The following is a 13,546-nucleotide window of genomic DNA, read 5'->3' on the forward strand; positions in this document are numbered from 1 at the left end:
TCTCTCCTGGATGCGGTGGCGGCCGATGCGCGGCCTGCTCTGTTCTGCGGTTCGGCGCCCGACTTGGGGCGGCCGTCAGATCGCCAGAATACACCGCGCCGGCAGGCGCTGGACGCCGCCGCGCGGCCTATTCCCGCGGCGCGTCCTGCTCGCTGCGCTGACGCGCCGGGCCGCTCGCCCGGCTCAGGTTGTAGGCGGTATTGACCAGCCCGATATGCGAGAACCCCTGCGGGAAATTGCCCACCAGGCGGCGCCGGCCTACGTCGTATTCCTCGGCCAGCAGGCCCAGGTCGTTGCGCAGCGCCAGCAGCCGCTCGAACAGGCGTTCGGCGTCATCGATGCGCCCCTGCATGACGTAGGCGTCGGCCAGCCAGAAGCTGCAGGCCAGGAACACGCCTTCGTCGCCCGGCAGGCCGTCGCTGGCATGCTGATTGGAGTAGCGCAGCAGCAGGCCATCGCGCAGCAGTTCGCGCTCGATGGCGCGCACCGTCCCCGCCACCCGCGGATCGTCCGCGGGCAGGAAACCCACCTGGGGGATGAGCAGCAGGCTGGCATCCAGCTCATCAGATCCATAGCTCTGCACGAAGCTGCCGCGCGCCTGGTTGTAGCCGTGCTTGCAGATGTCCGCCCGGATGCGGTCGGCAAGCCGCTGCCATTCATCGCGCGGCCCGCGCAGGCCGAAGCGATCACAGGATTGCACCGCGCGGTCGAAGGCCACCCAGCACATCAGGCGCGAATGGGTGAAGGCGCGGCGCTCGCCGCGAACTTCCCAGATGCCGTGGTCCAGGTCCTGCCAACGGCGCTTCAATGGCTCCAGCAGCACGTTCTGCAGGCGCCAGGCCTCGGCCAGCGGCGCCAGATCCGCGGCGCGCGCCGCATACAGGGTTTCGATGAGTTCGCCATAGACGTCCAGCTGGCTCTGGCCGGCGGCGCCGTTGCCCCGACGCACCGGCAGGCTGCCCTCATAGCCCGGCAGCCAGGGGATTTCCAGTTCGGGCAGCCAGCGTTCGCCCGCGATGCCGTACATGATCTGCAACTGGTCGGGATGCCCGGCTACCGCGCGCAACAGCCATTGGCGCCAGGCCTCGGCCTCCTCGCGGTAGCCGGCATTGAGCAAGGCGTAGAGGGTCAGCGCCGAATCGCGCAGCCAGCAATGCCGGTAGTCCCAGTTGCGGCTGCCGCCCAGGGCCTCCGGCAGCGAGGTGGTAGGCGCGGCAATGATGCCACCGGTGGGCTGGAAGGTCAGCAGCTTCAAGGTAATCAGCGAGCGCACCACGGCCTCGCGCCCTTCTTCGCTGCCCTCCCAGCGGCAGCGCTTGGCCCATTCCTGCCACCAGGAAATGGTGCGGTCCATGCTTTCCACGCGATCCGGCACGAAGTGCGGCGTGCGGTGCGAACGGTGGTAGGACAGCGTAAACGGCACCACCCGGCCCGGATGCACGGTGAAGCGCGCCGTGGTGGTGAGTTCGTGCCCCGCCAGGTCCACCGGCGTGTGCAGTTCGACCGCGTCGGGGCCCGCGATGGCGCTCAGGCCATAGTCGCGCCGGCGCACCCAGGGAACGGCCTGCCCATAGTTGAAGCGCAGCGCCATCTCCATGTCCATCTGCACGTGTCCGGATTCGCCGCGCACGATGCGCACCACGTCGGCGCGCTCGTCGTCGTCGCTCAAGGGCATGAAGTCGTACAGCAGCGCCGTCCCCGAGCTGGTTTCGTAGCGCGTTTCCAGCACCGCGGTATCCGGCACATAACGGCGCGACACCGTGCAGCGCTGCGCGTGCGGCGCAATGCGCCAGCGCCCGTGCCGTTCATCGCCCAGCAGCGCCGCGAAGCAGGCGGGGGAATCGAAGTGCGGCAGGCACAGCCAGTCGATGGAGCCGTCGCGCGCCACCAGCGCAGCCGACAGCATGTTGCCGATCAAGCCATAGTCTTCCAGGGGCTTGGACATGGCCTAGCCCGCGCCCCGGAATTCGGGATACAGCGTCATGCCGCCGTCGACGAACAAGGTCGTGCCGGTGACGTAATCCGAGGCGTCGCTGGCGAGCCAGACGGCGGCCCGCGCCACGTCTTCGGGTTCGCCGATGCGGCCGTAGGGAATCAGCTGCAACAGCCTGGCCAGGCTTTCCGGCGTATCCCAGGCCGGCTGGTTGATAGCCGTGCGTATGGCGCCCGGCGCAATCGAATTGACGCGTATCCGGGCCGGCGCCAGCTCCTGCGCCAGGGATTTCATCAGCATCGATACGCCGCCCTTGGACGCCGCGTAATTCACCTGGAAGGCCCAGGGTATGACCTCGTGCACGGAACTGATGAAGAGGATGTTGCCCGCCGCCAATCCCTGCCGCGCCGGGTCGACCGGCTGTGACTGGAACTGCTGCGCAGCGGCGCGCGCGCACAGGAACTGCCCCGTCAGGTTCACGTCGATGACGCGCTGCCAGTCGGCCAGCGTCATGTCCGCAATCGGCGCGGGATGCTCTATGCCCGCGTTGTTGACCAGGATGTCCAGGCGCCCGTAATGCTGCAGCACCTGCGCAAACAGGTGCTCCACCTCGGGCTCCTTGCTGATGTCGGCGGCCGCGGTGACGGCCGAACCGCCCTGCCGCTGGATCGCTTCGGCGACGGCGGCGGCCCGCCCCTGAGAATCACCGCCCGCGCGATGATTCACCACCACCTGCGCGCCAGCGGCCGCCAGCCCGATCGCGATGGCCCGGCCTATGCCGGAAGATGCGCCTGTCACCACGGCCACCCGGCCGCGCAGTTCGCTCGCGTGATGCATGCCTGCCTCCCTGGCGGCCGCTACGCATCGAGCCCGGCCGCCGCGTGTAGAACGTCCAGCGTAGTCCCGCGAGCGGGTTACATGCAACCCGCGGCACAGCGTGCATAATGGCGGACATGCGCGGCCCGCGCTCCTCACGGAGCGTCGGGCCGCAGGTTCATATGCCCAACCGTATGCCCATGCTTCCTGGAGACGCCGTGCTGGATCCAATACTTGCAGAACTGTCGACCACCCTGCCCGAGGCCAAGTCGGTCGAACAGCTGACGCGACCGCTGCTGGACATGCTGGGCGCGGTGACCGGGCTGGAATCCACCTATCTCACGTCCATCGACCTGAAGGCGGATCTCCAGAGCATCCGCTACGCGCGCAACGCCGGCACACTGCAAATCCCCGAAGGCCTGTCCGTGCCCTGGGACGACACCCTGTGCAAACGCGCGCTGGACGAAGGCCGCATGTGCACCAGCGATGTCTCCAGCTGCTGGCCGGATTCCGACGCGGCCCGGCAACTGGGCATACAAACCTATCTGAGCGCGCCGGTGCGCACCGATGACGGCGTGCTGTTCGGCACCCTGTGCGCCGCCAGCGCCACGCGACACCAGATCGAACCGCAGGCCGAATCGGTGCTGAAACTGTTCTCCAGCGTGATCGCCCGCTTCCTGGAACGCGAAATGCTGATGGAGCAGCTGCACGCGGCCAACGTCCAGCTCATGTCATATGCGCTCACCGACACCCTGACCGGCCTGCCCAACCGCCGCGCGCTTTACGAGGCGCTCGACCGCTTGCAGGCGCGCGCCATCCGCGAAGGCGGCAGCGTGCTGGTCGGCGTGATCGACCTGGACGGTTTCAAGGGCATCAACGACGTCTACGGCCACCAGCAAGGCGACGTGTTCCTGCAGGAGGTATCGCGCCGGATCTCCGCGGCCCTGCGCGGCTCTGACATGCTGGGCCGCATAGGCGGCGACGAATTCGTGCTGATCGGCCCCGGCCCTGCTTTGGTAGCGGGGGACGGCCCCCATGGCGTGCACGCGCCGCGCGGCGATGCCGAAGAAGCCGCCCGCTCCCTGGAAGAGCGCGCCACCGCCGCCACCGTGGGCCGCTACCAGCTCGGCGAGGCGACCGTCCCGTACGAAGGCGCCAGCGTCGGCGTGGTGGCGCTGGATCCGCGCGGCCTGGACGCTGAAGCGGCGGTACGCCTGGCCGATGCCCGCATGTATGAAGTCAAGCGCGCGCGCAAGGCGGCGCGCGTCATACACTGACGGGCAAAAAAAGGACCCGGCGCGATGCCGGGTCCAGGCCGTGCGCAGCGTTCGGCCGGCTTACCTCACCTTGCCCTGCTTCCACGCATCCAGCAGCTTCTCATAGGCGATCGTCTCGCCCTTGGGCTTTTCGTTGGCCAGCTTCTTCCACGGCGCGTGCTGGTCCGACAGCCACTTGCTGGGGTCGCTCTTGGGGTTGAGCTTGGGCGCGCACTGCGCCATGCCGGCGCGCTCCAGACGCGCCATGACCTGATCCATTTCATTGGCCAGGTTGTCCATGGCGGCCTGCGGAGTCTTTTCGCCCGTGACCGCGGTGGCGACGTTCTTCCACCACAGCTGCGCCAGCTTGGGATAGTCAGGCACGTTGTTGCCGGTGGGCGTCCACGCCACGCGCGCCGGGCTGCGGTAGAACTCGATCAGGCCGCCGTAGTTCGCCGCGTTCTTGGTGAAGAACTCGCTGTTGATGTCGCTGTCGCGGATGAAGGTCAGGCCGGTGATGGACTTCTTCAGCGACACCGACTTGGACGTGACGAACTGCGCATACAGCCAGGCCGCGGCCATCTTGTCGGGGTTGGTGGACTTGAAGAAGGTCCACGAGCCCACGTCCTGGTAGCCGTTCTGCATGCCGTCCTTCCAGTACGGGCCGTAGGGCGACGGGGCCATGCGCCACTTCGGCGTGCCGTCGTCGTTGACCACCGGCAGGCCCTTCTTGGTCATGTCGGCGGTGAACGCCGTGTACCAGAAGATCTGCTGGGCGATCTGGCCCTGGGCCGGCACCGGGCCGGATTCCGAGAAGGTCATGCCCATGGCCTGCTGGGGCGCGTACTTCTTCATCCAGTCCACGTACTTGGTCAGGGCATAGACCGCAGCCGGACTGTTGGTGGCGCCGCCGCGCGCGACCGACGCGCCGACCGGGGTGCACTTGTCGTCCGCCACGCGGATGCCCCACTCGTCCACCGGCATGCCGTTGGGCAGGCCCTTGTCCGCAGCGCCGGCCATGGAGAGCCAAGCGTCGGTGAAGCGCCAGCCCAGCGACGGGTCCTTCTTGCCGTAGTCCATGTGGCCATAGACCTTCTTGCCGTCCAGTTCCTTGACGTCGTTGGAGAAGAAGTCGGCGATGTCCTCATAGGCGGACCAGTTGGTGGGCACGCCCAGCTCGTAGCCATACTTGGCCTTGAACTTGTCCTTCAGGTCCTGGCGCGCGAACCAGTCGGCCCGGAACCAGTAGACGTTGGCGAACTGCTGGTCGGGCAGCTGATAGAGCTTGCCGTCCGGAGCGGTGGTGAACTTGGTGCCGATGAAGTCCTTCAGGTCCAGGTTGGGGTTGGTCCATTCCTTGCCCGCGCCCGCCATGTAGTCGGACAGCGGCAGGATGGCGCCGTAGCGGTAGTGCGTGCCGATCAGGTCGGAATCGGAGATCCAGCCGTCGTAGATGGACTTGCCCGACTGCATCGAGGTCTGCAGCTTCTCGACCACGTCGCCTTCCTGGATCAGGTCGTGGTTGACCTTGATGCCGGTGATCTCGGAAAAAGCCTTGGCCAGCGTCTTGGACTCGTATTCGTGCGTGGTGATGGTTTCGGACACCACGCTGATTTCATTCACTCCCTTAGCCTTGAGCTTGGCGGCGGCCTCGATGAACCACTTCATCTCGGCCATTTGCTGGTCCTTGGACAGCGATGAAGGCTGGAACTCCGAATCGACCCACTTCTTCGCTTCCGGTTCGCCAGCCCAGGCCGCCGACGTCCCGATCAGGGCGATGGCGGCTGCCATGGCGTGCATGCGCAATTTCATGACCTGTCTCCTCGATAAGTCTTCCCCATCGTTTGCTGCGGACCGCTGGCCGGGGAAGACGCTGGCCGATAGTCCTTACCAACCGCTTGAATACGCGAGGGGTCTGGCGCCCCTCTTCAACCTTTCCTCATGACGAAAGCCAGCAGCAGCATGGACGCGATGAAGCTGATCCACACCGATGGCGGTTCGTCCAGCGAAAACCATTCCGCTGCCTTCTGGCCGAACCCCAGGAACGCCAGGTTGAGCCAGGCCGCAGCCATCAGGCCGATGAAGAGGCGGTCGCCGCGCGTGGTGCGCAGGGGCAGGAAGCCCTTGCGCTCGGCCGTGGGCGATTTCAGTTCCCATACCGTCATGCCTACCAGCATCAGCACGATGCAGGAAAAGAACACGGCGACGGGAGTGGTCCATACCATCCAGCTGAACATGAGCGCGCCCTCCTTGCCTCTACACCCGGCCCATCGCGAAGCCCTTCGCGATGTAATGCCGCACGAACCAGATGACGATGCCGCCCGGCACGATGGTCAGCACCCCCGCCGCAGCAAGCACGCCCCAGTCCATGCCGGAGGCCGATACGGTACGGGTCATGGTGGCGACGATGGGCTTGGCGTTGACCGAGGTCAGCGTGCGCGCCAGCAGCAGCTCCACCCAGCTGAACATGAAGCAGAAGAACGCCGCCACGCCCACGCCCGATTTGATCAACGGCAGGAAGATCGTCAGAAAAAAGCGCGGGAAGGAATAACCGTCGACGTAGGCGGTCTCGTCGATCTCGCGCGGCACGCCGGACATGAAGCCCTCCAGGATCCAGACCGCCAGCGGCACGTTGAACACCAGGTGCGCAAGCGCCACGGCCAGGTGCGTGTCCATCAGGCCGAAGGAGCTATAGAGCTGGAAGAACGGCAGCAGGAACACCGCGGGCGGCGTCATGCGATTGGTCAGCAGCCAGAAGAACACATGCTTGTCGCCAATGAAGCGGTAGCGCGAAAAGGCGTAGGCGGCCGGCAGCGCCACGGCCAGCGAGATCACCGTGTTGATGACCACGTAGATCAGCGAGTTGATGTAGCCCGAGTACCAGGCCGGGTCGGTGAAGATGGTGCGGTAGTGCTCGAAGGTGAAGTCGCGCGGCCACAGCGTCAGGGTGCTGACGATTTCGGTATTGGTCTTGAACGACATGTTCAGCATCCAATACAGCGGCAGGATGGCGAAGACCAGGTACAGGGTCAGGAAGACGCCGCGCCAGCGGGAATTTTTCTCACGCATTTGAGCGCTCCTCGTCAAAGCCGCCGGTGGTGCCGGCGCGTTGCATCCAGTTGTAGAGGATGAAGCACAAGAGCAGGATGATGAGGAAATAGATGATGGAGAACGCGGCCGCCGGCCCCAGGTCGAACTGGCCCACCGCCTTCTGCGTCAGGTACTGCGACAGGAAGGTCGTGGCGTTGCCCGGCCCGCCGCCCGTCAGCACGAAGGGCTCGGTGTAGATCATGAAGCTGTCCATGAAGCGCAGCAGCACCGCGATCATCAACACGCCGCGCATCTTGGGCAGCTGGATATAGCGGAACACCGCCAGGCGCGAGGCGCCGTCGATGCGGGCGGCCTGGTAGTAGGCGTCGGGGATGGCGCGCAAGCCGGCGTAGCACAGCAGCGCCACCAGCGGCGTCCAATGCCAGACGTCCATGACCAGCACCGTGACCCAGGCGTCGACGTCGTTGCCCGTATAGTTGTAGTCCACCCCCAGCCAGGACAGCGTGGCGCCCAGCAGGCCGATGTCGGTGCGCCCGAACACCTGCCAGATGGTGCCGACCACGTTCCAGGGAATCAGCAGCGACAGCGCGATGATGACCAGCACCGCGGAAGCGCGCCAGCCGCTGGCCGGCATGGACAGTGCCAGCAGGATGCCCAGCGGGATCTCGATGGCCAGCACGGCCAGCGAAAAGCCGATCTGGCGGAACAGCGCGCCATGCAGTTCTTCATCCTGCAGCACGGCGGCGTACCACTCGGTGCCGACGAAGACGCGGCGCTCGGGCGAGATGATGTCCTGCACCGAATAGTTGACGATGGTCATCAGCGGCAAGATGGCCGAGAACGCCACGCACAGCACCACGGGCAGGACCAGGAACCAGGCCCGGTGATCTATGGGTTTCATCGGATCAGCTCCTCGTCGCGGTAAAAGCAGGTGTGCGGATTCAGCGCCGACAACCAGACCGTGCCGCCAGCCGCGGCCGGGACGATGTTGCTGGCCAGCCGGGCGCGCACCGGCGTGCCTTCGAAGTCCGCCACCAGCAGCGTGTAGGTGCCCACGTCCTGCACCCGCTCGACGCGCATGGCCAGGGCGCCGGGCGCGCCCGGCTCGGTGATGCGCAAGTACTCCGGACGCACGCCCAGCTTCACGGGGCCCGCGCCGTCCAGCTTTGCCGCCATCTCCGCCGGCACCCCGGCGACGCGGCTCTTGCCCACCTCCAGGCCGCCGTCGCGCCATTGCGCCAGCAGGAAGTTCATGCCCGGCGAGCCGATGAAATGGCCCACGAAGGTATGTGCCGGCCGCTGGAACAGGTCATCCGCGGTCCCGACCTGCACCGCCCTGCCGCGCGCCATCACCATGACCTCGTCGGCAAAGGTCAGCGCCTCGGTCTGGTCGTGCGTCACGTAGATCAGCGTCAGCTTGAACTCGTGGTGGATTTCCTTGAGCTTGCGGCGCAGCTCCCATTTGAGCTGCGGATCAATCACGGTCAGCGGCTCGTCGAACAGGATGGCCGACACGTCGCTGCGCACCAGTCCGCGCCCCAGCGAGATCTTCTGCTTGGCGTCGGCGGTCAGGCCGCTGGCGCGCCGGTCCAGCACATGCGACATCTCCAGCATCTCGGCGATGCGCCCGACGCGCTCGCCGATGAGCTTGGGCGCCATGCCGCGGTTGCGCAGCGGAAACGCCAGGTTCTCGGCCACGGTCATGGTGTCGTACACCACCGGGAACTGGAACACCTGGGCGATGTTGCGCGCCTGCGGCGTCTTGTCCGTGACGTCCTGGCCGTCGAACAGGATGCGCCCGTGCGACGGCCGCAGCAGGCCCGACACGCAATTGAGCAGCGTGGTCTTGCCGCAGCCGGACGGACCCAGCAAGGCGTAGGCCCCGCCGTCCTTGAAGGTGAACGAAAGCGGCAGCAGTGCGTAGTCCTCGTCGGTCTTGGGGTCCGCCACGTAGGAATGGGACAGGTCCAGCTCGATCTGCGCCATCAGGCCGTCTCCCCAGCGCCCGCCGGCTGCCGCGGCGCCGCCAGCAGCGCGCCGCCCGCGCCGAAGGCATAGGTCTGCGCCGGGTCGAAATAGAACTGTACGCGGTGGTCCAGCGTGTAGCGGTGGACCCCGGGCAGTTGCGCCACCACGTCGCCCGCCGCCGTCTGCGCATGCACGAAGGTGTCGGATCCGGAGATCTCGGCCAGCTTCACCACCCCGGGCAGCGCGATGTGGCCGGGTCGCGGCTCGACATCGAGAGCGCCGGCGCGCAGGCCGGCGGTGATCTCCGCATCGGCGCCTTGCGGCAGCGCCCGCTCCACCGCCAGGTCTCCCTGCAGCACGAAGCCCGACCCCGTACGGCGCGCGGAGAACAGATTCATGGGCGGGTCGCTGAAGGCGCGGGCCACGCGGATGGAATTGGGGCGATGGAAGACCTCGGCCGTGGGGCCGTATTGCAGCAATTCGCCCGCATCCAGCACCGCGGTGTGGCCACCCAGCAACAGGGCCTCGCCCGGCTCGGTCGTGGCATAGACCACCGTGGAGCGCCCTTCGGCGAACAATTCGGAAAGTTCGTCGCGCAGTTCCTCGCGCAGCTTGTAGTCCAGGTTGACCAAGGGCTCGTCCAGCAGGATGAGCGGCGCGTCCTTGGCCAAGGCCCGGGCCAGCGCCACCCGCTGCTGCTGCCCGCCGGACAGCTCCGAGGGATAGCGCTCCAGCAGATGGTCGATGTGCAGCCGCGCCGCCATGGCGCGGACTTTTTCGCTGATGTCCGCCGCCCCGCGCAGCTTGAGCGGCGAAGCGATGTTGTCGTAGACCGACATGGACGGGTAATTGATGAACTGCTGGTAGACCATGGCGACGTTGCGCTGGCGCACCGGCACGCCGGTCACGTCGGCGCCGTCGACCAGCACGCGGCCCTCGGTGGGCCGGTCCAGCCCGGCCATGATGCGCATCAGCGAGGTCTTGCCCGCCAGGGTGGCCCCCAGCAATACCGTCATGGCGCCCTCGACGGGGGCCAGGCTCATGGGATACAGGTGCGTCTGCGAGCCGGCCCGCAAACCTACCCTGTCCAAGTTCAGCTGCATCTGGTCTCCTCTACCTACTTATACGTCCCTGTTTTTACGGCGGACTTCGGTATTCGGTACAGCGGTCTCGGCCTGCATTCAAGCGAACAACAGGATGAGCATACTCTTTCAGATAGCTTTCGTTTATTGTGCGTTTTACTCAAGAAGCGAACAAAAAACAATCTTGCGGCGCGTCATTATTTTTCGCTTTTGTTGTTTTACTATACGAACATGACACTGAATCCCAGACAGAGCGCCCTGATCGAAATGGTGCGGGCCCAAGGCTCGGCCTCGATCGAGGAACTCGCCAAACGCTTTGACGTCACGCTGCAGACCGTGCGGCGCGACGTCAATATTCTTTCCGAAGCGGGCCTGCTGTCGCGCTTCCATGGCGGCGTGCGCATCGAAGCGTCCACCATCGAGAACATCGCCTACCGCAAGCGCCAGGGCCTGCACGCCGCCGGCAAGCAGCGCATCGCCGAGGCCGTGGCCCGCGCCGTGCCCGACGGCTGTTCGCTGATCCTGAACATCGGCACCACCACCGAAGCCATTGCGCGCGCCCTGCTGCGCCATCGCGGCCTGCGCGTCATCACCAACAACCTGCACGTGGCCGACATTCTCTCGGACAACCCGGACTGCGAAGTCATCGTGGCCGGCGGCGTGGTGCGTTCGCGCGACCGCGGCATCGTCGGCGAAGCCACCATGGACTTCATCCGCCAGTTCAAGGTCGACATCGGCCTGATCGGCATCTCCGGCATCGAGGCCGACGGCACGCTGCGCGATTACGACTTCCGCGAAGTGCGCGTGGCGCGGACCATCATCGAACAGTCGCGCGAAGTCTGGCTCGCCGCCGACAGCAGCAAATTCAAGCGCCAGGCCATGGTGGAACTGGCGCACATCTCGCAAATCGACCGCTTCTTCACCGACGCGCATCCGCAAGAGCCGCTGGCGCAAGTCCTGCTGGACGCCGGTGTGCGCTGCGACGTGGCGGCCGCCCCGAATACCTTGAAGCAAACACCTTGAATCCCATGAACCAACCCCTAGCCTCCGTCGCCCCGCCCGACCGCAACCGCATCCTGAACACGCTGGACAACACGCACTCCTGGGACGTGATCGTCATCGGCGGCGGCGCCACCGGCCTGGGCACGGCGGTCGATGCCGCTTCGCGCGGCTATCGCACCCTGCTGATCGAAGGCGCGGACTTCGCCAAGGGCACGTCCAGCAAGGCCACCAAGCTGGTGCACGGCGGCGTGCGCTATCTGGCGCAGGGCAACGTCAGCCTGGTGCGCGAAGCGCTGCATGAACGCGGCCTGCTCAACCGCAACGCGCCGCACCTGGTGTGGCCGCTGGGCTTCGTGGTGCCAGCCTACAACCTGTTCGACCAGCCCTTCTACGGCATCGGCCTGAAGATGTACGACATGCTGGCCGGCAAGCTGAACCTGTCGCCCAGCCGCTGGCTGTCGCGCCGCGACACGCTGGCCAATGCGCCGACGCTGGCCGAGAACGTGCAGGGCAAGAATCTCAAGGGCGGCGTGCTGTACTACGACGGCCAGTTCGACGACGCCCGCCTGGCCGTAAGCCTGATGCGCACGCTGTTCGACCTGGGCGGCACCGCGGTGAACTACATGCGCGCCACCGGCCTGACCATGACGGGCGGCAAGGTCGACGGCGTAACGGTGCAGGACGCGATCGGCGGCGCCAGCTTCACGTTGCGCGCGCGCTGCGTGGTCAATGCCACCGGCGTGTGGGTGGACGCGGTACGGCGCATGGAAGACAAGAACGCGCAGACCATGGTGGCACCCAGCCAGGGTGTGCACCTGACCTTGCCGCAGGATTTCCTGCCGGGCAAGCGCGCCATCCTGATCCCCAAGACCGACGACGGCCGCGTGCTGTTCGTGGTGCCATGGAACGGCCACACCATCGTCGGCACCACCGATACGCCGCGCGACGATCTGCCGCTGGATCCGCAGGCGGGCGCGCAGGATGTGGATTTCATCCTCAGCACCGCGGCGCGCTATCTCAGCCGCAAGCCCACGCGCGACGACGTCACCAGCGTCTGGGCCGGGCTGCGTCCGCTGGTCAAGGCCACGGGCGAAGCCTCCACCAAGTCCTTGTCGCGCGAGCACACCATCCTGGTGTCCAAGGCCGGGCTGGTGACCGTCACCGGCGGCAAGTGGACCACCTACCGCCGCATGGCGCAGGACGTGGTCGACACGGCCATCCAGCACCAGCTGCTGACGCAGGCCACCTGCCGCACGGAATCGCTGCCGCTGCATGGCGCGGCGGGCCTGGCGCCGTCGCAGGAGCATGCCGGCACGCCGGACAGCTACTACGGCAGCGACCTGCCGGCCCTGAAGGCGCTGCCCGGCGCGGACCGCATGCTGGTCAGGAGCAGCGGCTTGTCGGAGGCGCACGTGCGTTTCGCCGCACGGTACGAACTCGCGCGCAGCGCCGAGGACGTGCTGGCGCGGCGCAACCGCGCCTTGTTCCTGGACAGCGAGGCCGCGATGCTGGCGGCGCCCGAAGTGGCTCGCATCCTGGCCGAAGAGCTGGGGCATGATGCCGCGTGGCAGCAGCGCACGCTGCAGGAATTGGCGGTGGTGGCAGCGAATTACCGCTTGAAGTGACCGCCCATCCGGAGTGCCCGACCCGTCGGCGATGCTGACGGGATCTGCGCTACGGAACCCTTAGGGGGCTCTTCGCGATCATCGCTTCGAACGTGCGCAACAGGGCCGGGTCGCATTTGGCGCCGGCTTCCTGGTTCAGGATGCGCATGATCTCCGCATGCGTGCGCGCAGGATGGTAGGGACGCGCATCGCCCAGGGCGTCGTAGGAATCTGCCAGCGAAATGATGCGCGAATGCAGCGGAATGTCCTCGCCCGCCAGTCCTGCGGGATAGCCCGAACCGTCGAAGTGTTCGTGATGATGGCGCACCGCCCGCGCGATCAGCTCGCGTTGCGGAATGTCGCTGTGCATGATGATGTCGGCGCCCACTGCGGCGTGCGCCTTCATGATTTCCCAATCGTCCTTGTCCAGCCGCTTCGGCGAATACAGCACACGATCCGGCGTGCCGATCTTGCCGATGTCATGCAGGCGGGCAGCGACCGCGACCGCCTCCTGTTCGGATTCCGGCAGGCCGCAGGCCCGGGCCAGCGCCACGCTCAGCGCAACAACTCTTTCGGAATGGCGGCCGGTGGCCGGGTCGCGCGCCCGCATGGCGGCAAACAAGGCCGCCACGCAGGAGCCAGCGGGATATTCGGGTACGTCTGGAGGCATCGGTCATCGCGCGCAATGGGCTCTTGCCGCTTTGCGCTGTAGCAAAAGGTCGCGATTCTGACACATTGCGCAGCAATCCTTGCCGATCAGATGCCGCGCGCCAGGGCAAAGCAGAGCCGGACCCGCCCCCGCATCCCGCGGGAACCGGGTCCGGCCCGCCAGCG

At 66.5% G+C, this 13,546-nt stretch carries 12 protein-coding genes; 3 read left to right on the forward strand and 9 right to left on the reverse strand.

Annotation, left to right across the window (positions count from 1 at the left end):
- Window positions 1–127: 127 nt before the first annotated feature.
- Together IB258_RS04530 and IB258_RS04535 are read right to left on the reverse strand one after the other, a co-directional pair.
- Window positions 128–1,945, reverse strand: a complete 1,818-nt coding sequence (locus IB258_RS04530) for a glycoside hydrolase family 15 protein (RefSeq protein WP_175213467.1) — start codon at window positions 1,943–1,945, stop codon at window positions 128–130.
- Window positions 1,946–1,948: 3 nt separating this feature from the next.
- Window positions 1,949–2,770 (reverse strand): glucose 1-dehydrogenase, encoded by an 822-nt coding sequence (locus IB258_RS04535; RefSeq protein WP_192352202.1) that lies wholly within the window; start codon window positions 2,768–2,770, stop codon window positions 1,949–1,951.
- 161 nt (window positions 2,771–2,931) lie between these two features.
- Here IB258_RS04535 and IB258_RS04540 point away from each other — a divergent pair, with 161 nt between their 5' ends.
- Window positions 2,932–4,026 carry a sensor domain-containing diguanylate cyclase gene (locus tag IB258_RS04540; RefSeq protein WP_192352203.1) on the forward strand — a complete coding sequence of 365 codons (1,095 nt, stop codon included), beginning with the start codon at window positions 2,932–2,934 and terminating at the stop codon, window positions 4,024–4,026.
- A 60-nt stretch (window positions 4,027–4,086) separates the two neighbouring features.
- Here the strand turns inward: IB258_RS04540 and IB258_RS04545 are convergent, their stop codons facing one another.
- From IB258_RS04545 to IB258_RS04570, 6 genes are all read right to left on the reverse strand, one after another.
- Entirely contained in the window at window positions 4,087–5,817 is a 1,731-nt protein-coding gene (locus tag IB258_RS04545; RefSeq protein WP_054453885.1) for an ABC transporter substrate-binding protein, read from the reverse strand.
- 116 nt (window positions 5,818–5,933) lie between these two features.
- Entirely contained in the window at window positions 5,934–6,242 is a 309-nt protein-coding gene (locus IB258_RS04550) for a DUF2160 domain-containing protein (protein WP_054453883.1), read from the reverse strand.
- Window positions 6,243–6,261: 19 nt separating this feature from the next.
- On the reverse strand, window positions 6,262–7,074 hold the full coding sequence (locus IB258_RS04555; RefSeq protein ID WP_054453881.1) for a carbohydrate ABC transporter permease: 813 nt from the start codon (window positions 7,072–7,074) through the stop codon (window positions 6,262–6,264).
- Window positions 7,067–7,957 (reverse strand): carbohydrate ABC transporter permease, encoded by an 891-nt coding sequence (locus tag IB258_RS04560; protein ID WP_054453879.1) that lies wholly within the window; start codon window positions 7,955–7,957, stop codon window positions 7,067–7,069. The genes IB258_RS04555 and IB258_RS04560 overlap by 8 nt, the downstream gene beginning before the upstream one ends.
- Window positions 7,954–9,042: an ABC transporter ATP-binding protein gene (locus IB258_RS04565; protein ID WP_192352204.1), complete on the reverse strand. Its 1,089-nt coding sequence runs from the start codon at window positions 9,040–9,042 to the stop codon at window positions 7,954–7,956. Before IB258_RS04565 ends, IB258_RS04560 begins: the two co-directional genes overlap by 4 nt.
- Window positions 9,042–10,127 carry an ABC transporter ATP-binding protein gene (locus tag IB258_RS04570; protein ID WP_175213469.1) on the reverse strand — a complete coding sequence of 362 codons (1,086 nt, stop codon included), beginning with the start codon at window positions 10,125–10,127 and terminating at the stop codon, window positions 9,042–9,044. Before IB258_RS04570 ends, IB258_RS04565 begins: the two co-directional genes overlap by 1 nt.
- Window positions 10,128–10,337: 210 nt before the next feature.
- Between IB258_RS04570 and IB258_RS04575 the strand changes: the two genes are divergently transcribed.
- Entirely contained in the window at window positions 10,338–11,129 is a 792-nt protein-coding gene (locus IB258_RS04575; RefSeq protein ID WP_013394120.1) for a DeoR/GlpR family DNA-binding transcription regulator, read from the forward strand.
- Window positions 11,130–11,134: 5 nt separating this feature from the next.
- Complete coding sequence (locus tag IB258_RS04580) at window positions 11,135–12,733, forward strand: glycerol-3-phosphate dehydrogenase/oxidase (protein WP_192352205.1); 1,599 nt, start codon at window positions 11,135–11,137, stop codon at window positions 12,731–12,733.
- Window positions 12,734–12,782: 49 nt separating this feature from the next.
- On the opposite strand, the gene IB258_RS04585 is transcribed toward IB258_RS04580, so the two are convergent.
- On the reverse strand, window positions 12,783–13,382 hold the full coding sequence (locus tag IB258_RS04585) for an HD-GYP domain-containing protein (protein ID WP_054453873.1): 600 nt from the start codon (window positions 13,380–13,382) through the stop codon (window positions 12,783–12,785).
- Between the last annotated feature and the right edge of the window lie 164 nt (window positions 13,383–13,546).

This window comes from Achromobacter sp. ACM02, from assembly GCF_014851605.1.
Taxonomy (GTDB): domain Bacteria; phylum Pseudomonadota; class Gammaproteobacteria; order Burkholderiales; family Burkholderiaceae_B; genus Achromobacter; species Achromobacter aegrifaciens.